We start from the raw sequence: 26,334 nt of genomic DNA, 5'->3' as shown, positions 1-26,334 counted from the left end.
CGTTTTACGCTCTTGACCTAACCTAAAAAAGATAGAAGCAGCATCGGCTTCTATCTTTTTTTGTATTCATCACTGTTTGTCCGGTGTCAATATCATAGGAATGATAATGGGTTCGCGCTCAGTCTTTTCATAAAGGTAAGGTCTGAGTGCATTGACGATGGCTCCGTTGACCGATTGAATACTAGCTTCTTTATTTTTTAGAGCAATGCGAATAGCATTGAAAAGAATTCGCTGGCTGCTGCGAATGAGATCACCAGATTCCCGCATGTAAATAAAACCGCGGCTGAGAATATCTGGACCAGCCAGAATCATTTTTGTCTTGAAATCGACAGTGGCTACAGCCAAAACAACCCCATCCTCAGAGAGATCGTGGCGATCGCGCAGAACTGCCGCACCAATATCACCGATACCATTACCATCTACATAAATATCCTGAGCATTGAAATGTCCGGCACGTCTAGCAGAATCTTTTGTTAAAGCCAGAACATCACCGTTTTCCATGATGAAGATGTTATCCTTAGGAACCCCAGTATCAATAGCCAAACCGGCATGAACTTTCTGCATGCGGTATTCACCGTGAACCGGCATGAAGAATTTTGGCTTGATTAGGCGCAGCATGAGTTTTTGTTCCTGCTGGCCGCCGTGTCCGGATGTATGGATATTGTTGACCTTGCCGTGAATGACTTCAACGCCGGCTTCCTGAATGGTATTGATTAGCTTATTGACGCTAGTTGTGTTACCGGGAATTGGGCTGGATGAGAAAATGACAGTGTCACCGGGCTGCAGCTGAACTTGCCGATGTGTGCCGTTAGCAATCCGTGAAAGAGCCGCCATGGATTCTCCCTGACTACCTGTACACATAATCATGATTTCGCTGGCGTGATATTCTTTGATTTCGTTAGGCTCAATAAAAGTTCCCTTAGGCACTTTTATATAACCCAGTTCGATACCGTTGACAATGGCTTTTTCCATGGAGCGTCCGAAAACAGCGATTTTGCGTCCTGTTTTTACAGCTGCTTCGGCAGCTTGCTGCAAACGGAAAATATTAGAGGCAAAAGAAGCGAAAATAATGCGTCCGTGAATGCCTTCAATAATATTCATAATAGACTGTCCGACAACTTTTTCAGAATTGGTAAAGGTCGGAATTTCAGCGTTAGTTGAGTCTGATAAGAGGCAAAGGACACCGTCTTCGCCCAGCGCAGCCATGCGGTGGATATCTGCCGGCTCACCAACTGGTGTCCAGTCAAACTTAAAGTCACCAGTGCAGACAATTTTTCCTTGAGGCGTATGAATAACAATCCCCAGTGGCTCCGGAATGGAATGAGTCGTACGGAAAAAAGTGACGCTGAGGTTTTTAAAGGTTAGCTCAGTATTATGGTTAATTTCGTACAATTTAGCATCGCGCAAAAGACCGTGCTCTTCCAATTTACCGCGAATAAGAGCAAGGGCCAAAGGACCTGCATAAATAGGAATATTGACCTGCTTCAAAAGAAAAGGAATGCCGCCAATATGGTCTTCGTGACCGTGTGTAATGACGAGCGCCTTGATGCGGTCAATATTATCTACAATATAAGAATAATCTGGGATGACATAGTCAATGCCAAGGAGATCATCTTCAGGAAATTTAATCCCGGCATCAACAATGATAATCTCATCTTGGTATTCAATGCCGTAAGTATTTTTACCAATTTCTCCCAGTCCGCCAATAGCATAAACACCGACTTCTTCGGCTTTTAAATTAATATTTGCCATTTTAGAACTCCGTTAGTTCAAAGGCACCTGTTTCTTTTTCATACTCGAGGTGCTTATCTGAGAGCAATTCAACTAATTCAATATTGTAAGGTGTTTTTTCCTCTACGATTTGGCGGGCTTTGATGCGTCCTTCAAGTTCATCCTTAGCATCAATATCGAGATAGAGAGCTTTTGTCTGTTCGCGGCGCGGACTGCGGTCTTTGGTTTCTTGATAGAAAACTTTGTAAATCATTTTATTCCTTTCTGTTATATCATGATTAATCCAAACTACAAAAAATCGGTCAAATATAAGATCTTGCTATATTTGACAGGAAATTATGAAATTTTTATGAGTAATAGGTTTAACCTTGATTCGTTGCAATTATTAAGATTATACCATAATTTAAGACGTTAGTAAAAATATTGAGGAAAAATATTATATTAGATCTGCAAAGGCGTCTGTTTTTAGTTAGAAAGTATTTAGACAAAAGCAGTTGACAGATTTTTTACAGTTTATTTTAGCTTAAATAAAGGCCGCACTAACTGACTGTATCACTGATTTCGCTTAATTTTTGCAGGTCAGCTTCAGTCAGCCTAAAGTTTTGTGCTTCAAGATTGCTTTTAGCTTGTTTGAGATTGCTGGCACCAGGGATAGCGAAAGTGGTGCTGCCATGTGCATGGATCAGCCAATTAAGAGAAATCTGAGCAGGTGTCTTATTATATTTGTCAGCCAGTTTTTGCAGAAAATCGATTAAGGGTTGAGTTTTTTTAAGATTGCGGCTGCTTAGTCCGGAATTTAATCGCCGCAACGTGGAGAGCTTTTTGATGCTGTCTGGATTGGCATGAAAGCGACCTGTCAGTACACCTTGCTGCAAAGGACTGTAGGCGATAAGAGAGATTCCCCGCTCTTTAGCAACATCTAAAACGCCATTTCGCTCTGGTTTGCGATGTAAAAGGTTGTATTTTACTTGATTAGAAGCCAGTCTCAGACCGAAAGACTTGAGAAGATCGTCGGTTTTAGCCATTTGATGGGCTGAAAAATTACTGACTCCAATGGCTTTTATGAGTCCTTCCTCTTGCAGGTTTGCCAATGCTTCAGCCTGTTTTTTGAGTGAGGAAATGGAAGTAGGGTGATGAATTTGGTAGAGATCAATGCAGGGTCTTTGCAGGTTACTCAGTCTGTCGCTGAAAGTCTGTCTAATTGTTTTGGCAGAACGCAAAAGTGGAAACCATTTATCAGCAATATAGATATGTTCTGTCAGGCTGTCTTCTATTTCCAACAGTTTTAGAGTACTGCCGATAAATTTTTCTGAATTTCCATGTCCATAATACTCAGCGGTATCAAGCCAATTAATGCCCCCTTGCAAAGAGGCCTTAATGATATTATAGACCGAATGACTTGTAATAGGTTTCCACCAGTTTTTACCATGATTGCTAAATTGCCAAGTTCCCAGTCCTATAGGAGATAGGAGAAGGTTCGAGTGCCCCAAAGGTCTTAAGTTTTCCATAGAAAAGCTCCTTTTAATATTAGTTCAGATAGCCATGATTGCGGTACCAGCGGACAGTATCTAACAAGGTTTCTTCAAAAGGTCTGAATTGTCCGCCAAGTTCCTGCTCAGTTTTTTCATGGTTAAAATATGTCCGAAGATATTCTTCTGCTGTAATATCTGCAACCTCCTTGCTGACTAGAACAGGTTTACCAGTAACCTTATGATAAAGCTCATTCCACTGTGCTAAGATTTGAACCAGAAAACTTGGAATATGACGTTTGGGGGCAGGGATACCTGTAATTTCTTCCAAGGTTTTGATAATGGTTTCCATAGTCATATGACGGCCTGCTGCCAAATAACGCTCACCTCTGCGTCCGTATTTTAGAGCTAAAATATGAATGGCGGCAACATCTCTAGCATCAACGACACTATAGCTGGCTTTGCTGATAATACCTGGTAATTTTTGCTGCATGTAATCCAAAATCAGCTGTCCGGTAGCTGTCGGTCCCATATCCCCGGGACCATACATAGAGCCGGGCAGAACATAACAGAGAAATAGGTCTGAATGACTGTTAAGAAAATTTCGCACAGCATCTTCACTTAGAATTTTACTGCGATAATAATTTAATTTAGTGTTAGGATCTCGTGACATGGTCTCATCAATAAGCTGATTGCGCTCACCTTTTAGTACGGCAATAGACGAAGTATGAACTATTGATCTGATACCGGCGTCATAAGCAGCCTGCATTAGATTAATAGTTCCTGTGATATTAGTATCGTAGAGTTCCTGCCAATGTTTTCCGCCTTTATGGTTATCCCGGAAAAAAGCTGCTGTATGAAAAAGACTGTCACAGTCGGATAAGTAGGACCGGTAGCTTTCCGGATTAAGAATATCCCCTTTAACATATTGGATGGGTAAATCGCCAAATTGCAGTTTAGCTTTTTCCATGGAGCGCACTAAAGCAGTGACTTTTATACCTTGCTCAAGTAAAGCACGAACAAGATTATTGCCCAAAAGTCCAGTAGCACCGGTTACGAAGGCATGTTTAGCAGTTCTTTGATTTTTTGATAGAGCAGTGTCTGTCATGATAAGTTCCTTTTCTGATTTGAATAATTTAGAAAACGTGAATAGGTCTTTTAAAAATAGATGACATGTCATCTATTTTTAGAGTCATTTTATATTTTTAATAGTTAATTGTCAACAATTTAGCCAAACTAGTGTAAAATAGAAAAGAGATTAAACTTATTTTTAAAAGGGAATGGATAAATGTCATCAAAGGACTCTCAGTTTAGGTATTTATTTAGAAGTGCTGAAAAACTGGCCATGAAGGAATTAAGCAGATTATTAGAACCTTTAGGAATAACTCCCAATCAAGGAGAGGTCATGATCGTACTAGATGAGTATGCTCCGCTGTCTTTAAAAGCATTGGGAAATCTGCTGATCTGTGAGGAGAAAAGTCCTAGCCGACTGGTGCAGTCTCTTATTAAGAAGGGATTGGTCAAAAAGGAGAAATCCAGTAAAGACGGCCGCAGTTTTCTTCTTTCTTTAACGCCCGCAGGTCAAAAATTGCTTCCCAAAATTAAAGAGCGAGAAAGTATATTTGACCAAAATTTAGCAAAAGAATATCCAGAAATTGAACACTTCAGTCAAGCTTTAAGGGAGTTTACTAAGGGCAGTTTTTACGAGGAAAAACTTAAACGTCGCTCCCTCTGGAATGAAGATTGAAAGGAATTGCATGAAAGTTTTAGCATTTGACACATCTAGCACAGCACTCTCTGTCGCTATTTTAGAAGATGATAGGTTATTGGCTGACACAACTCTTGCCATCAAAAAAAATCATAGCATCAGTCTGATGCCAACTATTGATTTTTTGATGCAATCGGTTAATTTAAGTCCTCAGGATTTGGATAGGATTGTTGTTGCTGAAGGTCCAGGCTCTTATACAGGTCTGCGCGTGGCTGTAGCAACTGCTAAGACCTTGGCTTATACTCTTACTATTGATTTGGTTGGGGTATCCAGTTTAGCGGCGCTGGCGCTTAACAGTCCAAGTGAAGGCCTCATTGTTCCTATCATGGATGCCAGACGCCGTAATGTCTATGTTGGTTTTTATGAAAATGGCAGAGCTGTGGAGGCTGACAGGCATGCTTTTTTTGATACTGTTTTAGAACATTTAAAAGGGAAAGAGCAAGTCACCTTTGTAGGAGAAGTAGCCGCCTTTCGTGAGGAAATAAGTCAGACCTTTCCTGAAGCTAAAGTGTTGGAAGTCCTTCCATCTGCTTTTAAAATCGGTCAGGCAGGTCAAAAACTGACTCCAGCTGATGTGCACAGCTTTGTTCCTAACTATCTCAAGAGAGTAGAAGCAGAAGAAAATTGGCTCAAAACTCATGAGGAATCAGGGGATGCTTATATCAAACGGGTGTAGTGATGAAAGATGAGAAAAATCAAGAAATAGCAGTTACTCTCTTTTCTATTTTAAAAGATGTTTATGACATTGCTCCCTGGAGCAAGGAGCAAATTCTAGCAGATATAAACCGTCCGGAAGCAGACTATTTTTTTGCTTATGATGACAAGGAAATCGTAGGTTTTTTATCCATACAGCACTTGGTGGGAGAAATAGAACTGACCAACCTAGCTGTTAAAAAAGCTTATCAAGGGCAGGGATTGGGCAGCCAATTGTTGGAAATGTTAACGAGGGATGAGCTTCCGATTTTTTTGGAAGTGAGAGCTTCCAATCAAACAGCGCAGGCTCTCTATCAAAAATTTGGCTTTCAGATTGTTGCTAAACGAAAGGACTACTATCATAATCCCAAAGAAGATGCTATTTTAATGAAACGTGAAGGTTTGCTAGGTTATTAAGGTAAGAAGAAAATAATGACAGATAGATATATTTTAGCCATTGAATCATCTTGTGATGAAACTAGTGTGGCAGTTTTAAAAAATGAAGATCAGCTTTTAAGCAATATTATTGCCAGTCAGGTAGAAAGTCATAAACGTTTTGGCGGTGTGGTACCGGAAGTCGCTAGCCGTCACCATGTGGAGGTTATTACACTGTGTATTCAGGATGCTTTAAAAGAAGCTGGAATTGGGGCGAGCGATTTAGCAGCTGTAGCAGTAACCTATGGTCCGGGTCTTGTAGGAGCTCTGTTGGTTGGAATGGCAGCTGCCAAGGCTTTTGCCTGGGCCAATCATTTGCCGTTAATTCCAGTTAATCATATGGCGGGGCATTTGATGGCAGCACAGAGCATTGCTGATTTGCAATACCCGCTTTTAGCACTTTTGGTGTCAGGCGGTCATACAGAGCTTGTTTATGTTTCTGAAGCAGGAAACTACAAAATTATTGGTGAGACACGTGATGATGCTGTCGGTGAAGCCTATGATAAAGTAGGCCGCGTCATGGGGCTGACTTATCCTGCCGGACGTGAGATTGATCAACTGGCTCATAAGGGGCAAGATATTTATGATTTTCCGCGTGCTATGATTAAGGAAGATAATCTTGAATTTTCCTTTTCTGGACTTAAATCAGCCTTTATTAATCTTCATCACAATGCTCAGCAAAAAGGAGAAGAGCTGCCCGTGGAAGATTTATGTGCCTCTTTTCAAGCAGCGGTTTTAGATATTCTTTTAGCAAAGACGAAAAAAGCTTTGCAAGCTTATCCCGTGAAAACCCTAGTTGTTGCCGGAGGTGTAGCAGCCAATCAAGGTCTTCGTGAACGTTTGGCAGATGAAATTACAGAAGCAGAAGTTGTTATTCCGCCCTTACGTCTTTGCGGTGATAATGCTGGTATGATTGCTTATGCTGCAGCTGTTGAATATGAAAAGGGCCGCTTTGCAGAACTTGATTTAAATGCTAAACCAAGTTTGGCTTTTGACGGCTTAGACTAAACATGCAGTTAAAAAGCAAGTTCCAAGAGACCGAGTAAAAACTCAAATTTAAAAAAGAATAATGCTAAAAAGTCCTAAAATCAATGTTTTTGGTAACACGATTTTAGGACTTTTACTATTCTAATGGGTTTTTGCTTGGTCTCTTGCTTCTTATTTTTTGTCTTAAAAGAGGAAACACGGAAATAAATGAAAAAATATTAAAAAAAATGACAAAAAATGATTGAAATTGAATTATAAAAAGATTATAATACACTTGTAGCTACAAAAAGGAGAAAAACATGAAATTAGCAACACGTATCAATTCATTTTTGCCAGTAAGTAACAATGCTATCAAGGAGGTGTTCAAACATTTCAAAAAACTTGGTCTGGGATATGTAGATCTCAACTATCCAGAACATGTGAAGGGCTGGGAGGCAAAAGAGATGAAGGCTCTGCTTGCTGACAATCATTTAAGGCTGAACGGACTTGCCCTGCGTTTTAGAGATCGATTTATCAATGGCGAACTAGGAAATGCCGACCCTCAGATTGCTAATGAGGCTATGCAGCTGTGCAAGGATGCTGTGGATTACTGCCGTCAGGCAGGCGGCAAAGTCATTACTATTTGGCTGGGCTTTGATGGTTTTGATTACAGTTTTCAAATCAATTATCAAAAGGTCTGGCAACAGCTGACGGCTGCTTATCAAGCGATTGCCGACTATGCTCCTGACTTGCAGGTTAGTATTGAGTACAAGCCTTTTCAGCCTCGGGCATACGCTTTTATTGACAGTATGGGTGTGACTGGTATGATGCTGAACGATGTCAACAGAGAAAATGTTGGAGTGACATTGGACTACTGTCATATGCTGATGAAGCATGAAAACCCAGCCTTTGCGGCCGATATTTTTGGCAGTCGAAAAAAACTTTACGGCATTCATCTCAATGACGGCTATGGCCTTAACGATGATGGGCTTATGGTTGGAACTTCAACACCTTTTAAGACGCTAGAACTCTTATATTATTTGAAAAAGCACGACTTTGACGGAGTTATCTATTTTGATACTTTTCCTGTTATTGAGAATGCTTCAAAGGAATGTGAGCAAAATATACAAATGATTGAGCATTTTGAGCGTTTAATTGATAAGATGGGGCTGGAATATATACAGTCTGTTATTGACAAGAATGATGCAGTGGCAGCAAGTCAGCTGATGCTTGAGTTTTTTAAAGGAAATTAACTTTTCTTTCAACCTAAAGGAGAATAAAATGGTCGATTACAAAAAAACAGCCAAGGATATTCTGAGTCACACTGGCGGCTCTGAAAATATTTTGAATATGACACATTGTGCAACAAGACTGCGTTTAAACTTAAAAGACAGCTCCAAAGCAGATGATGAAGCAATCAAAAATGTTGAAGGAGTTGTAGATGTCATCAACAAGGCCGGCCAGTATCAGATTTTGATTGGAACAGAGGTTCCTCATGTCTATGATGAATTTGAACTTCTGGTTAAGGGAAATGAAAGTAACAGCCTTGGTGAAGGGGGAGAAGAAGGCGGAAATCTCGTCAGTAAAGTTTTCTCAGCTATTTCTGGAATTTTTGCGCCTCTCTTGCCAGCCTTAGCTGGTTCTGGTATTTTAAGAGGTCTGCTCATTCTTGCAGTACAGCTGGGTTTAGTGAGTGAAAAAAGCGGAACTTATACAATCTTATTTGCTGCGTCAATGAGTGTCTTTTATTTCCTGCCTGTTTTGCTGGCTTTTACCTCTGCCAGACGCTTTGGTGCCAGTCCTTATATATCTGCTTTGATTGGGGCTGCCCTTTTGCATCCGGATTTTATTGCCTTGCTGGGTAAAACAGGAAATGGAGCAATGACTGATTTCTTTGGTATTCCGGTTGTTTTGATGAACTATAATTCAACTGTAGTTCCCATTATTTTAACTATCTGGGCTTATTCTTACCTCTATAAATGGCTGGATAAGCATATTCCTGAGACGCTGAAATTAGTTATGGTTCCCTTAATTTCTCTATTAATCATGGTGCCTTTAACGGTAATTGTTATCGGACCTATGGGTGTGTATGGCGGTGAATTAATTGCTAATGGTGTTAACTGGCTGATTGAAAGAAGCGGACTTTTAACAGGAGTTGTCATTGGCGGTGGCTGGAGTGTACTGGTCAGCTTTGGTATTCACTGGGCAGTCAATCCGATCATGATTAATAATATCTCTCAAAATGGTTTCGACTATATCTGTCCTCTCACCTTTGCCTGTAACTTTGCTGTTATCGGAACAGCAATCGGCGTTTATCTCAAGGGAAAGGACAAAAATCTGAAAAATTTTGCCTTGACCGGTGTGGTAACAATTGCTTTATCAGCTATCATTGAGCCAACCTTATTTGGTCTCTTGGTCAAAAATAAAAAACTGTTTCTGGCTCAAATTATCGGCGGGGCTGTTGGTGGAGCTTATTTAGGCTTTACCAAAGTGGTGACCAATGCCTTTGTATTTGGCAGTGTGACAACTTTTCCGGCTTTTATTGCGGGGAATGCTAATGTTATCAACGGCATCATCGGTCTTGCTATCTCAGTGCTTGTCGGCGGCATTTTAGGCTATATTTTCACGGCAAAAGAAGATCAATTAGCGTAAATGAAAATGCAGGGTAAATATGGTATCATTATTACTATAAAGTGAAGGTGACTGATAATGATTCCATATGAGAGACAGCAAAAAATATTAGAAATTATTGAAAATAAGGAAATTGTAAAAATTGACCAGCTGCAAGAATTGATAAGCGGTGTATCAATTTCAACCTTGAGACGGGATTTGAAAGAATTGGAAAAAGCTCGTAAGATTGAAGCTCTGTCAGGAGGAGCTGTCAAGCTTAATTCGACAGTCAGAGAGATACCGATTTCGCAAAAAAGTATTCTAAACAGCGATAAGAAAGCAAAAATTGCTAAGATTGCTTCCAGAGAAATTGCAGACGGTGATGTGATTTATCTTGATTCAGGCTCGACTTGCTCGGCTCTTTTTGAGAAGATTTTTGACAGGAGGATAACCATTTACACGACCAATACCGATATTTTAGCCTTTCGTGAACCGATCGCTGCTAAAATTATTCTGCTGGGCGGTGAATACAATCCTAAAACGTCTTCGTTGAAGGGCAGTCTGACCGAAGAAAATTTAGACAACCTGTATTTTGACAAGGCTTTCTTAGGCATAAACGGTCTGTCAAAAGCCAGCGGCGGAACGACACCGACACTGGCGGAAGCTGTTAAAAAAAGAATTGTTAAGGAACATTCCAACCACTTGTTTCTCCTGTGTGACAGCTCAAAATTTCACAAGACCTCCAATGTTAAGGCCTTTGATTTGAAACACCTTACCGTAATTTCTGACCGATTCGATTCCACAATTAATGATATTGTCACGCTGAAGGTAAAATGATGCCTGCTTCTGATGATGAGAATCTAATTGCTGATATTTTCAGGAAGAGGATTCTTCACTTAAAAAAGGAGAATAGGTATGTCAAAATTATTGTGTCCCAGCATGATGTGTGCTGATTTTGGCAATCTCAAAAAAGAAGTGGCAGAACTTGATTTAGCCGGTGCCGATATTTTTCACTGCGATGTGATGGACGGCAGTTTTGTCCCTAATATAGCAATGGGAATGATGGCTATTAAAGCTGTCCGACGAAATACTGATAAAATGGTAGACTGCCACCTCATGATCGAAAATCCCGGCAGCAAGATCGATTGGTTCATCAATGCCGGTATTGATTTGCTTTATATCCATCCTGAAAGTGAGCGCTATGTTTCAAAGACGCTTGCCTATATCAAAAGCCGAGGGAGGTTGGCAGGTCTTGCCATTAACCCTGATACCAACCCTTTAACGGTGACAGAAGTTTTGAACTTGTGTGACTACCTTTTAGTAATGACAGTTAATCCGGGCTTCGCCGGACAGGCATTTCTGACAGCCGTTAAAGAAAAAATCAAAGTTTTACTTGATATGAAGGAAAACTACCATTACAAAATCATCATTGACGGAGCCTGCAGTCCCCAAATTATAACTGAGCTGTCAAAAATGGGCTGTGATGGGTTTGTTTTAGGGACCAGTGCGCTTTTTGACCAGGGGAAAAGCTACCAAGAGTTAATGAAGGAGCTAAAAAAACTATGAGAATCGGAATCGGCAATGACCATGTTGCCGTAGTCTATAAGAGGGCTATCAGTGCCTACATCAGAAAAAAGTACGGTTATGAAGTTATTAATTTTGGAACAGATAGTCTGGAACGTTTTGACTATCCCCTATCAGGCAAGGCGGTTGCTCAAGCAGTCGTCAGTGGTCAGGTTGACAAGGGAATCTTAATCTGCGGCACGGGAGTAGGCATCGGAATCTCAGCCAATAAGGTAAAGGGCGTTCGCTGTGTGATCTGCAGTGAGCCTTATTCGGCCAAACTTTCCCGCGAGCACAACAATAGCAATGTTCTTGCTTTTGGAGCGCGTGTTGTAGGAATTGAATTGGCCAAGATGATTGTAGACAGTTGGCTGAATGCAGAATATGAAGACGGCCGTCATCAAAAGAGATTAGACATGATTGAGGCGATAGAGGAAGATAAGCTCTAAAAGGAAACAGATAAAAATACTCTTGATTCCATACTCAAGAGTATTTTTGTGTGCTATAATGAAATGTGAAATGAATTGTGAGGGAGTTTGTATGCAGGAAAAAGGATTTTGGGAAGGAATGAAGGATGCTGCACCAACAGCACTAGGCTATATTTCAATAGGACTTGCCTTTGGTATTGTGGCAGCAGCTGCCGGCCTGTCTCCTTTAGAGGTTGGTTTGATGAGTCTCTTGATTTACGGAGGTTCTGCTCAGTTTGCCATGGTTGCTATGTTTGTTTCAGGTGCGAATCTGGGAACTATTACCCTAACTGTTTTTTTAGTTAATCTGCGCAATATGCTTATGAGTCTGCATGCGACAACGATTTTTACCAAGTCCAGCCTTTGGCAGAATATCGGTATCGGTACACTGATTACCGATGAAAGCTACGGCGTTCTGCTGGGGGAAAATGTCCACAATAAAAACATCCAAGCCAGCTGGATGCACGGCAATAATCTTCTGAGTTATTTGGCCTGGGTATGGGCTAGTGTTGCAGGAACTTTACTGGGCAACACCATTCCAAATCCAGAAAATTTCGGTCTTGATTTTGCCCTGATTGCTATGTTTATCGGGCTTTTAGTCAGTCAATTTGATGCCATGGTGCTGACAGACGGCACCAAAAAGGTTGTCCTGGTTTTGATAACAGTTGCAGTGAGTTTTGTGCTGCTTTCAATGCTGTTGTCAGAAGCTTTGGCAGTGCTGTGTTCAACTTTGATTGGCTGCGGAGTGGGGGTAGTGCTGGATGAGTCTTGATTCTTATGTCTTAACTGCTGTTTTATTGGGCTTTGTAGTCAGCTGGCTGCCTCGGATTGCGCCTTTTATTTTGGTTAAATATAAGGGGCTGCCTGATATTGTGGTGCGTTTTCTGAAGTATCTGCCGGTATCCATTCTTTTTGCCTTGACTTTTTCCAGTCTTCTCAGTGAAAAGATAGGAAGTTTACCGCAAGTCCACTGGCTGGAAGTTTTAGCCAGTCTCCCTACTTTTTACATTGCCTATAAGTCCAAAAATTTACTTTATGCTGTCTTAACAGGAATTGCGGCCATGGCCGTGATTCGTCTGTTATTTTAAAAATAGCTGGCTGTGAGCAGGATGTTAAGTAGATTTTCACTAAAAATCATTGAGGTAGAGTTTATGTTAGAGCTTATTCAAGGGGACATTACCAAGGTCAAAGACGTTGATGCCATCGTCAATGCAGCCAACCAAACTTTATTGGGCGGCGGCGGTGTAGATGGAGCGATTCATAGGGCTGCAGGCAAAGAGCTGTTGGAAGAGTGCCGGCAACTTAGAGGCTGTAAGACCGGTCAGGCAAAGCTGACAAAGGCTTATAATCTTCCCTGCCGCTACATTATTCACACAGTTGGTCCAGTGTGGCAGGGCGGCGGGAAAAACGAAGCTGAACTGCTGGCATCCTGTTATCGTGAATCGCTGAAGCTAGCCGCTCAGTATGGCATTCGCAGGATTGCTTTCCCTTCCATATCAACAGGCGTCTATCATTTTCCTGTTGATGAGGCTGCCCAAATTGCCTGTGCTGAGGTTAGCAGCTATATCCAGAAGTATCCAGATGCCTTTGACCTCATTAAATGGGTCCTGTTCGATGAAAAAACCTATGCTGCCTACAATCGCTGTATTAATAAATCTGCACGATAAAAAGTCAGCAAATAATCTATATCCAAGCTGTAAACAAGATCCGGCAAAGAGCCGGTTCTTTTTGCTTCAATCATAAAAAATTATGCTAGAATAGTCTCATAAACAGTTAGAAAAGGAAAAATCATGACTTACCGTAAGCTCACTTTTAATCCCAATATTGCCAGTCAAAAGCCTAGCAACAAAGATGTCTGTCCCTTTTGCGAGCAGACGGAGCTGGGTAAAATTTTAGATACGAAAAAGGATATGATTTGGGTTGAAAATAAGTTTCCTGTTTTGCAAGACAGTTATCAGACCCTAATTATTGAGTCTAGCTGGCACGAGGGTGATATCTCAGCTTATGATTTGTCCATTAACCGTCAGCTTTTCGCCTTTATGTTTGCAAAATGGGCAGAGCTTGAAGCCCGCAAAGACTATCGCAGTGTTGTTCTCTTTCGTAATTATGGTCCCTTGTCTGGCGGGAGCCTCAGACACCCGCATTCACAGCTTGTAGGCTTTAAAGATATAGATGCCTATGCAGCTTTGGATAAGAGAACTTTTGCAGGACTGGAAATATATAAAGAAGCAAAATATGCGATCGAAATTAGCATATCCTTGTATCCCTTACAGGACTTTACAGAATTTAATGTCAGAATTTCTAATAGCGGTGACTTGGATCGCTTAGCAGATAGTGTCCAGCTGCTCAGTGATTACGTGCTCAATGACTTTGCCGGTGGCCGCTGCAGCTCCTATAATTTGTTCTTTTATCGTTTTGAGCAAGAAATTTGCTGCAAGGTTGTGCCGCGTTTTGTGACTTCAGCCTACAACATTGCTTACGGCATTCATCAGGTCAATCAGCTAAAAAATCTGGAAACTACCAGAGATCAGCTCAGGGCTAAATTCCTTGAAAAATTTAAACAGTCATGAGCTCAGCGCAAATACTGCTGTGAAGGCATTTGGCAGAGCACTTAGATGGGGTATCAGTAAAAGAGAATGGGACAAGAACTCCCAATAAACCACTGCGTCAAATATTGATGCTGCATAGATTGAAAGAGTTTAAGACCTTTGCCTCAAACTCTTTAGTAATTTAGTAAAGAAAAGCATATATAGACTGTTGAACCAGTCATCTTATGCAAAGACGAATTAAGTTACAGAGAGCTGCTCCCTGCAACCCAACCTGTACAGAGAGCTGCAGTGATGTTAAAGCCGCCGGTATGGGCGTTGATGTCCAGCACTTCGCCGGCAAAATGGAGGCCGGGCACTTTCTTGCTTTCCAAGGTCTTGGGGTCAATCTCCTTTAGTTCAACACCGCCTTTTGTCACAAAGGATTTGGCCAGAGACATCTTGCCAGTAATCTTGATAGGCAGTTTTTTAAGCTTATCCGCAAGTTCTTGTCTTTGGCTTGGGGATAAGTGCTTGATCTTATCCGGCAGGTCTGCCGTCAGAAAGTCAGCCACGCGTTCCGGTATCAAACCTTTGAGAGCATTCTTGCAGGATTTTTCCCGATTTTCCTGAAAATAGCTGAGCAGGTCAGCAGATGTCATCTGTGGCAGGAAGTCTAGGTTAGCTGTTTCACCGCCGGAGACAAAGCTGGATAGACGAAGCGCAGCAGGACCAGACAGCCCAAAATGCGTAAAGAGCAAATCATGAGTCATATGGTGTTTGCCGCAGCTAAGGGTGATGTCATCAAGTGAGATCCCCTGCAAGGCCTTATGGGGAAAGTTTGTTAGCAGCGGACTTTCGGCTGCTTCAAGGGGAGTTACTTCCAGCTTGAAATGGCGGGCAATTTCATGGCCAAATCCTGTTGAGCCGGTAGAAGGATAAGATTTTCCGCCGGTTGTAACAATTAGTTTCTGACAGGTAAATGCTGCGTCTTTTGATTTGATCTGAAAGAGACCATCCTTCTTCTTGACTGAAATGACTTCTGTATTGGTCAGAACGGTGCCGCCGGTTTCTTGAATTTTTGCTGCCAGAGCGCGGATAATTGTCTGTGACTTATCCGTTACCGGAAAGACGCGCCCGTGGTCTTCAACTTTCAGGGCTACCCCATTTTCCTCAAAAAAGTGGATAATATCGTGGTTGTCAAACTGGGAGAAGACGCTGTAGAGAAAACGCCCATTGCCAGGGATGCCTGCCAGCAGATCATCAAGAGTGCCGTTATTTGTGACATTGCAGCGGCCACCGCCAGTGCCTGAGAGCTTTTTGCCCAGTTTGCGGTTTTTCTCAATGAGGAGGACTTTTTGTCCGTAATAGCCGGCAGAAATACTGGCCATCATACCGGCGGGACCGCCACCGATAACAATAGTATCAAAATGTGTCATATATTCATTCTAGCATAAAATTACTGGCTTTGACAGCTTCCTTAAAAACGCTGCCTGTCCTGCCATAAATTGACAGATTAAGGGTGATATGATACTATTTTCATAGTATAAATTCTGTAAAAATGAGGATATTATGGCAATTGAAAAGACAGTCAGCGAATTGGCTGAAATTCTGGGAGTGAGCCGGCAAGCGGTCAATAACCGTGTTAAATCTTTTCCTGAAGAATACGTTGAAAAAAATGACAAGGGGGTTACGGTTGTCAATCGTGCCGGCCTTATTAAATTAGAGGAAATTTACAAGAAAACAATCTTTGAAGACGAGCCAGTCAGCGAAGAAGTTAAGCAGCGGGAATTTCTTGAAATTTTAATCGATGAAAAAAATACTGAGATCACGCGCCTTTATGAGCAGCTTAAGGCCAAAGACAGCCAGCTGGATTCAAAAGATGAACAGCTGCGCATCAAGGATGTTCAAATTGCTGAAAAGGATAAACAAATTGATCAGCAGCAGCAGCTGACCCTGACAGCCATGCAGGATAAGGAACAGCTGAAGCTGGAGCTGGATGAAGCCAAGGCAGAGGTTGAAGAGATTCAAAATCAGCAGGAAGGTATCAAAAAAGGCTTCTTTGCGAGATTGTTTGGTAAATAAAAGAAGAGCTTGGGCAAGACATCCATGATGGCTTCGCCCTCACCCACAGAATAATGAAAACGAATATAAAGCCCTCACTAGGTGTATAATCTTAGTGAGGGCTTTGTGGTTGACGACTTAATGATGTTAGTCATCGAGGGACAAACTGATCCACTCTACTGACGAGTACCCTAAAATATGCAATAAGCATGAGTATAAAAATACGATTAAAATTCGGTAGATAAGCTCTCATATTTTTAGAAGGAGGGAATTATCATGGATGTTCTCTATCACTCTTGTGCAGGTATTGATGTCCATCAAGCCAATATTGTTGTCTGTATCCTACACGGCTCACTCATCTCAACTCGTCCAAAGCGTGAGATGGCTACCTTTGAGACAACAACTAAAGGCCTATGTGCTTGCCATGATTTTCTTCGTCCATTTCATGTGAAAGCCCTTGGTATGGAAAGCACAGGTGTCTATTGGCGGCCTGTCTGGCATGCTCTATGTGATGATTTCAAGTTGATACTCGCTCAGCCAGCCCATATGAAGGCCATCCCTGGTCAGAAAACGGATAAAAAAGATGCACATTGGATTGATAAATGAACACGGATTGGTCTGCTTCCTCGAAGTTTCGTCCTCGATGAAACCATTCAAGAATTGAGGGAATTGACCAGACAGCGAAAGCATGGAGAAACTCTGTTAGCTTTAGCTAGCCTAGAGTTTCCCCTGCACAGTTCATTAGGCACTTTAGTGCCGATGAGCCACTGTTGAATGGCAGTTTCGTTCGCGTTTTACGCTCTTGAGCTGACCGATTCAACTGTGCGGGGGTGGGAGTGAAACGGTCTGGGGAGAGACCGTTTCAGGTCACCGCCTAGAAATTAGGGAGCGGTGAGAACCAAAATTTTCAATTTTTGGGTTGATCCCACTCCCTGAATTTTGTATTGGCTGATGCCGCGGCGGTTTGGACAGTCGCTGTCTTATTTTTTAAGTTTCTGTTTTACACAGTCCGCTGGGCTTTTTTATACCATTTTTTGACTAGTTTTAAAATGGCAGTTTACCGGCAAAGGCTCCCATAGTTTTTTGTGTAGCGTCCTCGATTTGACTGAGAGCATCGTTTACAGCTTGAGCGGTCATATCCTGCAGTGTCTCAATGTCCTCAGGATCAACAACGGCTTCTTTAAAATCAATAGAAACAAGTTTCTTATCACCTGTAAAGGTAGCTACAACGAGATCTTGAGCCGATTTACCGACAAAAGTCGTATCAGCTAGTTCAGCTTGTTTTTTCTCCATTTGTTTCTGGAGCTTTTGAGCTTGCTTCATCATGTTTTGCATATTCATCATAAATATTTCTAAATTCCTTTCGTAGCAAGGGGTTAGACCTTGTTTGTTTTGAAATGGTGACCAATCGTGACCACTTTTTTAGAAGTTATCAAAGGCATTGGCGACCTCTTTTTGTTGTGATGGGAAAAGGTGAGAGTAAACATTGATGGTAGTGTTGATAGATGAATGTCCCAAACGTTTCATGAGAGTGAAGAAGATATAATCTTTTCCTTCTCCATTTCTTAGGCCTTGATTGATTAAGAAGGCAGCATGAGAATGTCTGAAATCGTGATTGCGAATCATCTTCATGTTCTCAGGTAGTCGCTTTTTCAGTTTTGTCTTGAAATTGGTGACATTGGCAGAAGTCAGGCTTTCAGGAGAGTCTTGAAAGATTTGAAGACTTTCAAGGTCCTCTGTGAACTCTGAAAGGAGTTCTCCCTGTTGCTCTTTCCATTGTTTCAACTCTTCAGCAAAGGCAGAATGAATGTAAATACGTCTTCGTGATTGAGTTGTTTTCACTGCTCCAATATGAACTTGATTCTTACGATAATAAGCACTATACACAATATCGATATAATTCTCATCAAGGTTCACCTTATTCCAAGTGAGTGCCAAGGCTTCACCAAGCCGTGCACCTGTGAACATTAATACCCGATAAAGTAGCTGATAGCGATATTCACTTTCGGTAAAACAACTATCAAAGATTTTAAACTGTTCAGGTGTGTAATAAGACATTTCCTTGTGTTGCTCAGGCAAACGCTTGAGTCCGTTACAAGGGTTATCAGTCCTAAAACGTTTAGCAATCGCTACCTCAAACAGCTTATGAATGAAAATCATTTGTTGATTGATATGACTGTTTGACAATGTTCCTCCTTTTACGCTTGGTGTCTGGATGAGCCAGTCACGATATTCCTTAATATCGTTGACCGTAACAAGTTTCATATCAGCATTAGCGAAGAATTTGGAAACATATTGGGTATAATAGGATTCTTGTGTATCAATTGTTCCTCTTTTGTTTCCTCTCAATTCGTCTTCTTGACGAACCAGAGAATAGAGGTAATTGATACTTATTTTATCGTTAGGCTTGTGCTTATGAAGATGATTAAGCCTGTAATCCGCTTCATACTGTTCAGCTTCCTTACGAGTTTTGAACCCTTTTTTACGGTGACGGACACGCTCGCCTGTCAAATGACTAAAACCATCACTGATATCTACAGACCATTTTCCGTTTGTTTGTTTTGTAACTGTCATTGCTGTTCTCCTGTATCATGTAGACCAGCATTCTGAAGTACATCATGAATTATACCATTTTTATAAGATAACTTAAAGCCGAGTATGTCTTCTATAGTCTTAATTGGAACACGTCCGACACGCTTATTATCATACCAAGAGAACCCATCAGAAACTAATTTGATTTTTGCTTTGCGAATCAATTTTTTACACTGACTTTGTGAATACCCTGTTAATACCATAAGGTCATCTTTATCTACAATGTTAATCATCCGTTTTCCTTTCTTTGTTTGTGCTATGTCTTCGTGAATCAAGATACTTGGCAAAGAAGTAGGTCTTATCTACGATGAGATTTAGTAATACAGTGTCTTCTTTGCGTGCATATCTAACGAGGTTGTTAAACTCAGTGAAATTGTGCTCCTCAATGATATCAATGACCGATGAGAGAAATTCATCACTATTATTATCAATAAGAAACTTATCCAACTCAAAGCCACAGCCCGATTCAATATCTTCAATGTTGTAGCGAGTTTTGTCAGGATTTTCCGCGTGTATAAAATAGTCATACATTCCCTTAGGACTCATTACGATTTCTACATGGGCTGGTGTGTTTAACTTACTGGTAAGTAATTCAGAAACTTGGGAATAGCTCTTTAGAGAGTCAAAGAATAGAGCCCCATGTTTGTGAGCTTTTTTAAATTCCCCAGTCTCCTTATTGACATCTTTGTCATGCCAAGGACTTAGGACAAATGGAATATGCATTTCTTCAAGAATATCCAAATAATTGTCAGGAGCGCTTTCTTTATAGAGTAGAAATGCCCACTTGTTCGAGCGTTTATCTTTTGCCATAGGCAGTTATCTCATTTCTATTGGTCTTATTTATTAGGAGATTTTTATCAGTATTTTGGTAATGTTGATTACTGATTATTGATGTAATGGGGGTCGTAGTAGCCCCATTACATGGCTGAAATAGATTATTAAAGGCGGTACTTTTGGCTTTCACGTTGTGAGCCAAGTACCGCCTTTAGCTTATCTTTTAGCACCTTTGAACCAGAGCTTATTACCTTCCCTACTTGGAGAAGAGAAGTAGTAATTAGGATTTCTGCTTGAAATTTCTTCTTTGATATGAGCTTCCATTTCTCTCAGTAACTGCTGTGCTTGCTGAGTGCTAGGATACTTGATAAAGACTGAGACGGATTCTTTTCGAACATCTACAGTACACTTGGTGACGGTTTTATTGAAGTTCTTGAGAATTGGATTGAACTTTGTAACAGTCGTCTGATTATCAACGGTAATAACTGATTCAGACTTTTCATCCTGTTTCAAGAAGTGCCGCAAGCGTATCGTTTGATAGATGGACTTGAAGTAATTCCAAATGGAATCATACAAGAAACGCTCTAATAGTTCTGTATTTATCAAAAAGATAGCACTAATTACTAGCAGAGCACCCAAAAAGCTGGTGTAATACTCAGCTATATTTAGCTTTGATTGAACAAGACTGATTTCACTTGTAAGTCTTGATAGAGTTATTTCTCCGATTAAGAAGCTAAGATAACTCATAGCCAGACTAATAACCACACTGAGGAATCCCAATAGAAGTAGGTTATTAACGAGGTTATATGTTCGTTGAAAGAAGCTTTTTTTCATAGCTACAAAATACCTTTCTTGGTGTAGTAAGTAGGACAAAGAAGCGGAAGCACCTGATAAGGGTGTTCATTATCAATAATTTGAATAAGCCCTGTTCCTTTGCCTATAGGAATGACAATGCCCTCAGGGTCAAGGTCAGGAAATAAAAACTGTGTCGTTTTCTTATTGATATTGCCAATCTGAATGAGGACATTGAGCTGTTCACGGACTGATACAGGGATGGTATTGTGGTCAAAGCGTTGGCTGACCAGTAACAGATGAACCCTCGTAGCACGTCCAAGTAGAGCAATTTGTGAAAGTAGAGAGAAGAAAGAGTCTTTTATGGTTTTGTTGACTCCTTCCGATAAAGCTAGGACTTCATCAATGACAATCGTAAGATGGTCAAACTGATGTTCAGGATTGTCATATAAGATTTCTTGTCGTTGCTGAATGAGTCCTAAGCATGAGCTCAGATTTTCATTGATTTCAGAAACAAAATCAGATTTTGAGCGATTCTTTTGGGGGTGAATCACGGCAATACCATTCTCACGTGCCCAGCGTGACGGAGTATCAAATTTAGGGTCAACAATGATAAGCTCTGAGAAGTTTTTGAGTAAGCTCAGGAAGTATGTAAGCGCATAGGACTTACCTGAACCACTGTTCCCAGCGATAGCTAGTGAAGTAACCTTGTTATAGTTAAGAAATAGATTCTTCATGATAGGCAAGATATATTTATTTTGTCCACCAGCAAATTCCTCTAGGTCTGAGATAACTAGACGCTCAGAAACACCTTTTTTCCAAGGAAAGAATAGTCCACGTTGTACATGAATATCATCTGTATCAAGTGCCATGAAATAGGCAGAGTTCTGTTTGAGTAGGGTATAGCGTGGGTAAAGTGATGCATTGGCAATCAGGAAGATTTTTTGATACAAGTCATCATCAATGATATAACCTGCTGGAAGCCGTGGAATAAACAGGAACCCATCAGACATAATTTTGGTATCAAAGCTATTTGTATAGCTAGTCTCACCTTGCATCAACGCTCCAAGTCCCATATTTAAAGACTGAAGAAGGTATTGTTCTAATTCTCTCTTAGTCATTATTTGACCTCCTTGATATTTTGAGCACGGAAATAGACATTAAAGCCAACCTCACAAGCTTCAAGAGTGTCAAATTCAACCATAGCCATGTAACTTGGCAGGTCAATTTCTGACTCAAATTTTACTTGGAAAGGAGGGAGTCCTTTTTGAGAGAACCAAGCCTTGTAGGCAATGATTTCGCCAGTAGGCTGATTATCTTCAAATTTTAGTTGTGGCTCTAGTTCGGTACTTAGGCAGTGAATAGCCTGTTTGTTATCAATGTATTCTTTTGCAGTATTAGAGGAATAGCCAGTTTTACGATTGCGTGTTTTCATGTGAGTTACCTCATTTCTATTAATTCAAAAATTATCATTTTCAACACTTGGCCAAGTGCATCCATATCATAGAATATTAGCCAATAATCCGATTTCGAATTTTTTGAAAGTTTTAAACTTATAATTGTGCTACTAATGCAACAAATTCAATAAACCATTCTGTTAAACTATCAGCAATTCGATAAGATGTTTCTTCATAAGGAAAATCAGGAAAGTACTCATAGAGAGAAATTGCTAAGTGAAAAATATTCTTTTGAATTTGTTTTTCTTTGATTTGAAAGAGTTTTTTAGTATTCTCCCCATTAAAGTGTTCATCTGTTAGAATAAATTGGATGAGCTTGTGAATTAGAGATTCACAAAAATTGATATTTGGAAAGAAAACACTTTTCATATTTGGGAGTTCCAAAGTATCTTGTAAAGCTTCGACTGTGTCTAGTGTTATATTTCTCTTTCCTTTTAAAATTTGGCTAATGGTAGTAGCTGGAATGAGTTTAATTTCATCAGCAAAGTAATAGGAGACCGAATTTTGAGGGATTTCCAGTTTTTGTAGTTTTTGTTTTAGAGATTCTCCAAGCAGTTCACAATAGATAGTTTTTATTTTAGAATTGAGCATATGTTTTTCCTTTCTGTCCTAGGACGGAAAGGAAAAACAATGAGCAAGTATTGAACGCCAAGCGTGACAAAAAGGCACAACCAAATAAACGGCGAAACAATTGTATGCAACATAAGACTTTTAGTGTCTTATTGTCATATATGTTTCAATCCGTCCATTTGATGGCCATCAATTAGAACGATGTTTAATTTTTTGAAGAATTAACTTCTTCGATAACAATGATAGCAATTCGAAAAACTACAAATTAGGCATTTAAAAAAACGATGGGATTTTTTGATATAATTCAATTATGAAAGAAACAAAATTTAGTAAATTATTAAATGAATTTTTAATACAAATAAAAAAGGACTTTGGCATTACGACTAAAGACCTTACAAAAGAATTAGATTTTTCGAAAAATACATTTACCAATTGGAAAACAGGAAATTCAAAGCCTACTTTTGAATTACTCGATAAATTCTATAAATTTCTTCAAAACTTTGAAAAAATTTATAATATCAATCTTTCGCTTAATAGAGATAGTTTAACAGCATTTAAACAGCTCAGGGTAGAGATTGATAGACAATTAGTAATGTATATTCAAGAAGACAGTATGAAACGTGATATACGGCTTCAGAAATCTCTTAATGCTGATAGAAAGGAAACGTTCCATAAGAATTTTTCGGACTTTATTGAATTTTTAACTACAGTTTCTAAGTCATATAAACAAGAATATGCAACGGAAGAATCAGATTATTTAACTCTCAATGGAAATCAAAAAAGAGAATTTTTAGATACTTTACAATCACTAAAACTAATAGGATTTGATGTAGATACCGATGAAAAAAATGCGATTCAAAAAAGCCTAGCAAAACTGATTGGTGTTAGTGAAGCACAAATTTCTAGATGGAAAAATGGAAAAGATTATCCATCACAGGCTAATTTAAAGCGAATAGGAGAATTATTTAACTCCTATAGTGATACCCCTTTTAGTAGTTACTCATTTGACAACAATCGATTTCAAAGTATTTTTATCGATACTCCAAAATACAGTAACGTTTTACATGAATTTGAACGGACGTATTTCAACTATATTAAAACATTAATCAATAGTTGGGGAGATAGAGATAGGTTAAAATCAAAAATTATTGATGAGAGCTATGTAATGAGGTATGAAGATGAGGACTTTGAAGAAATCAAAAATATATTCTTTCGAGACAGTCTAATGTTATTTTATAAATCATTTACATATTTAAATAATGATGAAGAATTTCAAGATTGGATACATAAACAAATTAGTAATGAAGATTTAGAAAGTTATAGGTGTGGTTCGACAGTTAATTTTGAGTTGAAAAAGAAAGAAGATTTTGAATCTATTGCGGAAGAAATAGATGATGGTTTCAAGCAATTGGATAACTTTATCAATTACGGAGCACACTTTGATAACGTAAGGGATTCTGTTTTAAAAAATAACGACCTACTCTTATTTGTGAAAACTCAGATAGAGGCAAGGAAGAATAATGATGTTAAAAAAATCTTTGAAAACGCAAAAGAGAAATTCGATGCCGAAGGCTTTATTCGAGACCAAAGCAGAAATCTTTGTAATCATTTGACTATGAGAAATGAAGATAATTCATTTGATTATGTTGAGGCTTTTTATAAACAATTTTGGGAACTTATAACAATAAAGTTAAGAAAACCTGATACAGAAATTTTTCCACTTGATAAAATCTACGAAGAACCTCATTTAAATTCAGATGAAAAAATTTGGAATACATTAAAAGAGAATTATGAATTCCTGAAGAATGAGTTACACGACATTTATAGCAAAGTTAAAGCAATTTATATAAAAGAAGATGAAATGCTCATATTTGAATTAATTGAATACTTAGAAAATGGAGAATCATTATTCGAAGATGTTTTATTAAACGACTCAAATTATATGTATGAGAAGAATTATTACGAAAATTCAGATGATTATGATCAAATGAAAGAAATTGAGAGAATGTATAAAGCTGTAATTTTATTTGAGAAAAGCCAAAATAATTTTTTAACTAGATTAATTAATGAGAGACAAATTTAATTAAAAAATATGTTGGGAGAAGATAGGTAATTGTTCAGAACAGAAAACAGGAAGCTAAATTTTAGCTTCCTGTCAGACCGAAGACAAACTTCTTTTTGGAGGTTTGTCTTTTTTGGTGTCTCTTATCTTTAAGATGAAAAATGGATAAGAAAGCTGAAACTGTCCAAAATAAAAAGGCGTTCCTGCCATCATTTTTACTAGCTTTTTGAGATTTAAACACGCTAAAATCAGCCCAACCTTGTCTTCCATTTTGGACTTGCCAATCTCTCTTGTATATCTGAGATTGTGATATTCTTTAGCTGTCCCAAAGAGGCGTTCAATTGTTTCTTTTCGATGTTAGTAGCGTTCCCTCATCCCTCTTTGACAGCGAATGTCCTCACAAATCTCCATATCCTCTTTCCAAAGATGTCTCGTGACGACTTTTTGATGCTTCTGACTCTCTGTGCAGCTCCCTAATAAAGGACAAGTGGCACAAATCTTGGCCTTACTCTTATACTCCCGATAGCCCTCACGAGTCGTTGTACAATACTCTAATGTCTGATTTTCGGGGCAAAGGTAACAATCATAATAGGCATCGTAAACAAAATCCTTAGGCTGTAACATCCCTTTCTTTCCTTTCGGTCTGGTGTAAGGAAAAACAGGGGTGATGTTTTTATCCAGCAAGAATTTTGCGATAGAAGGAGTTTTATAACCTGAATCAGCGATAAGGAAGTGAGGACTGAAGGGCTCAAGTTTGGCAAAAAGCGCAGGAAAAGCTTGACTATCATGGACATTCCCTGCTTCCACACTATAAGCTAAGGCCCAGCCATGTTTGTCACAGGCAACCTGAGCATTATAGGCAAAAACTTCTTTATGCTCACTTTTATGAAACCAACCGCTCTCCGGGTAAGTCGTTGAGACTTTCTTTTCTTTAGCCTCGCTTTTTGTGGCGGGCTTTAGCGACTTTTTTGCGTGCTTTTTCCTGTCCAAATCAATCTCAAGTTCCAGCTGGTCACTCATAAATTTAGCCTGTTGTTTCACCATTTCCGTGCGATACTTGTGATTGTTATCAGCAGCTTTGACATGAGTACCATCCACGAAAATCTCATTGGGGTCAATCAAACCAGCCATCAGGGATTGATTCAGCACCTGATTAAAAATTTCAGAAATGACCTGTTTGTCTTGGAAACGCCGACTGTAATTCTTACCATAGGTCGTAAAATGAGGAACCTTGTCATCTAAAGTTAGTCCTAAAAACCAACGATAAGCAATATTCACCTCAATCTCTTTAATGGTCTGACGCATGGAGCGAATACCATAAAAACATTGGATGAGAGGGATTTTGATAAGCATCACAGGGTCTAAACTCGGACGCCCATTATCACAAGAGTAAGTGTCCTCAACCAAGGCATAGATGAAGTCAAAATCAATCACGGCCTCGATTTTACGTAGAAAGTGATCCTCAGGAACAAGCTGGTCAAGCGTATAGAACCCGTACTGATGACGATTATAGTCGGGCTTTTCTTTGTGAAACATGGCTTTACCTCACAAATCGTTTTCTTTTAGTATACTCCTAAACAGAGCAAAAAGCTCTTAGAAATGCAATTCCAAGAGCTTTGTCTTCAGTCTGAGACATTTCTCATATATGAGAAATGTCTATTTAAGTTTTGTAACATCTGAATTTATTGGGGATTGGGGCAAGTAATAAAATAAAGGAAAAGCAGGTTCAAAAACATGCTTTTTGGATTCCTATAAACTATAGAAAAACTACGTTATATAGTTTATAGGAATGTTAT

At 39.5% G+C, this 26,334-nt stretch carries 28 protein-coding genes and 2 pseudogenes; 16 read left to right on the top strand and 14 right to left on the bottom strand.

Annotated elements, in window-relative coordinates; all coding sequences use genetic code 11:
• Positions 1-69 precede the first annotated feature (69 nt).
• The 4 genes from rnjA to SRA_RS07550 form a co-directional block, all read right to left on the bottom strand.
• Positions 70-1,752 carry a ribonuclease J1 gene (gene rnjA, locus SRA_RS07565; RefSeq protein WP_003089442.1) on the bottom strand — a complete coding sequence of 561 codons (1,683 nt, stop codon included), beginning with the start codon at positions 1,750-1,752 and terminating at the stop codon, positions 70-72.
• A 1-nt stretch (position 1,753) separates the two neighbouring features.
• Positions 1,754-1,984 carry a DNA-dependent RNA polymerase subunit epsilon gene (locus SRA_RS07560; protein WP_003089440.1) on the bottom strand — a complete coding sequence of 77 codons (231 nt, stop codon included), beginning with the start codon at positions 1,982-1,984 and terminating at the stop codon, positions 1,754-1,756.
• Positions 1,985-2,270: 286 nt separating this feature from the next.
• Positions 2,271-3,239, bottom strand: coding sequence for an aldo/keto reductase (locus SRA_RS07555; RefSeq protein ID WP_003089437.1), 969 nt, complete (start codon positions 3,237-3,239; stop codon positions 2,271-2,273).
• A 19-nt stretch (positions 3,240-3,258) separates the two neighbouring features.
• Positions 3,259-4,308, bottom strand: a complete 1,050-nt coding sequence (locus tag SRA_RS07550) for an SDR family oxidoreductase (protein ID WP_003089435.1) — start codon at positions 4,306-4,308, stop codon at positions 3,259-3,261.
• A 180-nt stretch (positions 4,309-4,488) separates the two neighbouring features.
• On the opposite strand from SRA_RS07550, the gene SRA_RS07545 reads away from it, so the two are divergent.
• The 13 genes from SRA_RS07545 to SRA_RS07485 all read left to right on the top strand — a co-directional run bounded on the left by SRA_RS07545 (position 4,489) and on the right by SRA_RS07485 (position 14,272).
• Positions 4,489-4,947: a MarR family winged helix-turn-helix transcriptional regulator gene (locus tag SRA_RS07545; RefSeq protein ID WP_037611166.1), complete on the top strand. Its 459-nt coding sequence runs from the start codon at positions 4,489-4,491 to the stop codon at positions 4,945-4,947.
• A 10-nt stretch (positions 4,948-4,957) separates the two neighbouring features.
• Positions 4,958-5,644 (top strand): tRNA (adenosine(37)-N6)-threonylcarbamoyltransferase complex dimerization subunit type 1 TsaB, encoded by a 687-nt coding sequence (tsaB, locus tag SRA_RS07540; protein ID WP_003089432.1) that lies wholly within the window; start codon positions 4,958-4,960, stop codon positions 5,642-5,644.
• Positions 5,644-6,078, top strand: a complete 435-nt coding sequence (gene rimI / locus SRA_RS07535; RefSeq protein WP_126417952.1) for a ribosomal protein S18-alanine N-acetyltransferase — start codon at positions 5,644-5,646, stop codon at positions 6,076-6,078. Before tsaB ends, rimI begins: the two co-directional genes overlap by 1 nt.
• A 15-nt stretch (positions 6,079-6,093) precedes the next feature.
• Positions 6,094-7,104 carry a tRNA (adenosine(37)-N6)-threonylcarbamoyltransferase complex transferase subunit TsaD gene (tsaD, locus tag SRA_RS07530; RefSeq protein WP_003089427.1) on the top strand — a complete coding sequence of 337 codons (1,011 nt, stop codon included), beginning with the start codon at positions 6,094-6,096 and terminating at the stop codon, positions 7,102-7,104.
• Positions 7,105-7,382: 278 nt separating this feature from the next.
• Positions 7,383-8,315 carry a sugar phosphate isomerase/epimerase family protein gene (locus SRA_RS07525; protein WP_003089426.1) on the top strand — a complete coding sequence of 311 codons (933 nt, stop codon included), beginning with the start codon at positions 7,383-7,385 and terminating at the stop codon, positions 8,313-8,315.
• Positions 8,316-8,343: 28 nt separating this feature from the next.
• Positions 8,344-9,714 (top strand): PTS transporter subunit EIIC, encoded by a 1,371-nt coding sequence (locus SRA_RS07520; protein ID WP_003089424.1) that lies wholly within the window; start codon positions 8,344-8,346, stop codon positions 9,712-9,714.
• A 57-nt stretch (positions 9,715-9,771) separates the two neighbouring features.
• Complete coding sequence (locus SRA_RS07515) at positions 9,772-10,509, top strand: DeoR/GlpR family DNA-binding transcription regulator (RefSeq protein ID WP_003089422.1); 738 nt, start codon at positions 9,772-9,774, stop codon at positions 10,507-10,509.
• A 78-nt stretch (positions 10,510-10,587) separates the two neighbouring features.
• Positions 10,588-11,238: a ribulose-phosphate 3-epimerase gene (locus tag SRA_RS07510; RefSeq protein ID WP_003089419.1), complete on the top strand. Its 651-nt coding sequence runs from the start codon at positions 10,588-10,590 to the stop codon at positions 11,236-11,238.
• Positions 11,235-11,684: a ribose 5-phosphate isomerase B gene (gene rpiB / locus SRA_RS07505; RefSeq protein ID WP_003089417.1), complete on the top strand. Its 450-nt coding sequence runs from the start codon at positions 11,235-11,237 to the stop codon at positions 11,682-11,684. Before SRA_RS07510 ends, rpiB begins: the two co-directional genes overlap by 4 nt.
• A gap of 91 nt (positions 11,685-11,775) precedes the next feature.
• The gene (locus SRA_RS07500; protein ID WP_003089415.1) at positions 11,776-12,474 is read left to right on the top strand and encodes an AzlC family ABC transporter permease; all 699 of its coding nucleotides are present in this window, start codon (positions 11,776-11,778) and stop codon (positions 12,472-12,474) included.
• A complete protein-coding gene (locus SRA_RS07495) occupies positions 12,464-12,790 on the top strand; it encodes an AzlD domain-containing protein (protein ID WP_003089413.1) in 327 nt (108 codons plus the stop codon). The genes SRA_RS07500 and SRA_RS07495 overlap by 11 nt, the downstream gene beginning before the upstream one ends.
• A 63-nt stretch (positions 12,791-12,853) precedes the next feature.
• Positions 12,854-13,369 carry an O-acetyl-ADP-ribose deacetylase gene (locus SRA_RS07490; RefSeq protein WP_003089411.1) on the top strand — a complete coding sequence of 172 codons (516 nt, stop codon included), beginning with the start codon at positions 12,854-12,856 and terminating at the stop codon, positions 13,367-13,369.
• Between the two features lie 123 nt (positions 13,370-13,492).
• Complete coding sequence (locus SRA_RS07485; RefSeq protein ID WP_003089409.1) at positions 13,493-14,272, top strand: DUF4931 domain-containing protein; 780 nt, start codon at positions 13,493-13,495, stop codon at positions 14,270-14,272.
• Positions 14,273-14,493: 221 nt separating this feature from the next.
• Here SRA_RS07485 and aao read toward each other — a convergent pair whose 3' ends face one another.
• Positions 14,494-15,666, bottom strand: a complete 1,173-nt coding sequence (aao, locus tag SRA_RS07480) for an aminoacetone oxidase (RefSeq protein WP_003089407.1) — start codon at positions 15,664-15,666, stop codon at positions 14,494-14,496.
• A 133-nt stretch (positions 15,667-15,799) separates the two neighbouring features.
• On the opposite strand from aao, the gene SRA_RS07475 reads away from it, so the two are divergent.
• A complete protein-coding gene (locus SRA_RS07475; RefSeq protein ID WP_003089405.1) occupies positions 15,800-16,312 on the top strand; it encodes a DUF536 domain-containing protein in 513 nt (170 codons plus the stop codon).
• A 255-nt stretch (positions 16,313-16,567) separates the two neighbouring features.
• A pseudogene (locus SRA_RS07470) lies at positions 16,568-16,981 on the top strand (IS110 family transposase); the annotation flags it as partial.
• A 354-nt stretch (positions 16,982-17,335) separates the two neighbouring features.
• Here SRA_RS07470 and SRA_RS07465 read toward each other — a convergent pair.
• From SRA_RS07465 to SRA_RS07430, 8 genes are all read right to left on the bottom strand, one after another.
• Positions 17,336-17,635, bottom strand: coding sequence for a YbaB/EbfC family nucleoid-associated protein (locus tag SRA_RS07465; RefSeq protein WP_003089401.1), 300 nt, complete (start codon positions 17,633-17,635; stop codon positions 17,336-17,338).
• Positions 17,636-17,713: 78 nt separating this feature from the next.
• Entirely contained in the window at positions 17,714-18,865 is a 1,152-nt protein-coding gene (locus SRA_RS07460; protein WP_003089399.1) for a site-specific integrase, read from the bottom strand.
• Positions 18,862-19,116 carry a DUF3173 family protein gene (locus SRA_RS07455; protein WP_003089397.1) on the bottom strand — a complete coding sequence of 85 codons (255 nt, stop codon included), beginning with the start codon at positions 19,114-19,116 and terminating at the stop codon, positions 18,862-18,864. Before SRA_RS07455 ends, SRA_RS07460 begins: the two co-directional genes overlap by 4 nt.
• Positions 19,109-19,693, bottom strand: coding sequence for a replication protein (locus SRA_RS07450; RefSeq protein WP_003089395.1), 585 nt, complete (start codon positions 19,691-19,693; stop codon positions 19,109-19,111). Before SRA_RS07450 ends, SRA_RS07455 begins: the two co-directional genes overlap by 8 nt.
• Positions 19,694-19,873: 180 nt before the next feature.
• Positions 19,874-20,491, bottom strand: coding sequence for a hypothetical protein (locus SRA_RS07445; protein WP_003089394.1), 618 nt, complete (start codon positions 20,489-20,491; stop codon positions 19,874-19,876).
• A gap of 2 nt (positions 20,492-20,493) precedes the next feature.
• A complete protein-coding gene (locus tag SRA_RS07440; RefSeq protein WP_003089392.1) occupies positions 20,494-21,570 on the bottom strand; it encodes an ATP-binding protein in 1,077 nt (358 codons plus the stop codon).
• A complete protein-coding gene (locus tag SRA_RS07435) occupies positions 21,570-21,884 on the bottom strand; it encodes a hypothetical protein (RefSeq protein WP_003089390.1) in 315 nt (104 codons plus the stop codon). Before SRA_RS07435 ends, SRA_RS07440 begins: the two co-directional genes overlap by 1 nt.
• Positions 21,885-22,002: 118 nt before the next feature.
• Positions 22,003-22,497 (bottom strand): helix-turn-helix domain-containing protein, encoded by a 495-nt coding sequence (locus SRA_RS07430; RefSeq protein WP_003089388.1) that lies wholly within the window; start codon positions 22,495-22,497, stop codon positions 22,003-22,005.
• A 289-nt stretch (positions 22,498-22,786) separates the two neighbouring features.
• On the opposite strand from SRA_RS07430, the gene SRA_RS07425 reads away from it, so the two are divergent.
• Complete coding sequence (locus tag SRA_RS07425) at positions 22,787-24,559, top strand: helix-turn-helix domain-containing protein (protein ID WP_003089386.1); 1,773 nt, start codon at positions 22,787-22,789, stop codon at positions 24,557-24,559.
• On the opposite strand, the pseudogene SRA_RS07415 reads toward SRA_RS07425, so the two are convergent.
• A pseudogene (locus SRA_RS07415) lies at positions 24,556-26,074 on the bottom strand (IS1182 family transposase). The gene SRA_RS07425 and the pseudogene SRA_RS07415 overlap by 4 nt on opposite strands.
• Positions 26,075-26,334 lie beyond the last annotated feature (260 nt).

This window comes from Streptococcus ratti FA-1 = DSM 20564, assembly GCF_000286075.1.
Classification (GTDB): domain Bacteria; phylum Bacillota; class Bacilli; order Lactobacillales; family Streptococcaceae; genus Streptococcus; species Streptococcus ratti.
The sequence above is the reverse complement of the archived record's forward strand: the minus strand, read 5'-3'. Positions and strand labels throughout refer to the sequence as shown.